General features: G+C 63.4%; 2 protein-coding genes. Both read left to right on the top strand.

Translation table 11 applies throughout. The features are described 5' to 3' along the window. Positions 1-510, top strand: a 510-nt coding sequence (locus ABZ855_RS48410; protein ID WP_360820494.1) for a DUF3459 domain-containing protein, incomplete at its 5' end; no start/stop codon positions are given. Between the two features lie 4 nt (positions 511-514). After that, the coding region (locus ABZ855_RS48405; protein WP_360820491.1) for an alpha-amylase family glycosyl hydrolase at positions 515-1140 on the top strand (626 nt) is incomplete at its 3' end.

Genomic DNA, 1140 nt, shown 5'->3' with positions numbered 1-1140 from the left:
TCCCCGACCTGGGGGATCTACAGCGGCTACGAACTGTGCGAGAACACCCCGCTGCGCGCGGGCAGCGAAGAATACCTGGACTCCGAGAAATACCAGCTCAGGCCCAGGGACTGGGAATCGGCCGAGCGGAACGGGCAGTCGATCGCCCCGCTCATCGCCGCTCTCAACCGGATCAGGCGCGACCATCCCGCCTTGCACCGGCTCAGGAATCTGCACTTCCACCGGACCGACAACGACGCGGTGATCGCTTACAGCAAGCGCACCGGCGAGGACGCCGTTCTGGTGGTCGTGAATCTCGATCCGCACCACACCCAGGAGGCGACGGTCTCGTTGGACATGCCGCAACTCGGCCTGGACCAGCGGGACGACGAACCGTGTTCCGTCACGGTGCATGACGAGTTGAGCGGCGAGACCTATCACTGGGGCCGCTCCAACTACGTACGTCTGGAGCCGGGGAGGGCACCCGCGCACGTATTGCATCTGCTGCGGTATTCGACTGGAGGCCAGTAACAACGTGACCGTCAATGAGCCTGTCCCGGACACCTTCGAGGACACTCCCGCCAAGGACCGGGACCCCGAGTGGTTCAAACGCGCCGTCTTCTACGAGGTCCTCGTCCGCTCCTTCCAGGACAGCAACGGTGACGGAGTCGGTGACCTCAAAGGCCTCACCGCCAAACTCGACTACCTCCAGTGGCTCGGCGTCGACTGCCTCTGGCTGCCCCCCTTCTTCAAGTCACCGTTGCGCGACGGCGGTTACGACGTCTCCGACTACACCGCCGTCCTCCCCGAGTTCGGCGACCTCGCCGACTTCGTCGAGTTCGTCGACGCCGCCCACCAACGCGGTATGCGCGTCGTCATCGACTTCGTCATGAACCACACCAGTGACGAACATCCTTGGTTCCAGGAGTCCAGAATGGACCCCGAAGGCCCTTACGGCGACTACTACGTCTGGGCGAAGAAGGACGACCAGTACCAGGACGCACGCATCATCTTCGTCGACACCGAGGCCTCCAACTGGACCTTCGACCCGGTGCGCAAGGAGTATTACTGGCACCGCTTCTTCTCCCACCAGCCGGACCTCAACTACGAGAACCCGGCGGTCCAGGAGGAGATCATCTCCGCGCTGCGGTTCTGGCTGGA

The organism is Streptomyces sp. NPDC047042 (genome assembly GCF_040644035.1).
Classification (GTDB): domain Bacteria; phylum Actinomycetota; class Actinomycetes; order Streptomycetales; family Streptomycetaceae; genus Streptomyces.
This window is presented reverse-complemented; position numbering and strand designations above follow the sequence as displayed.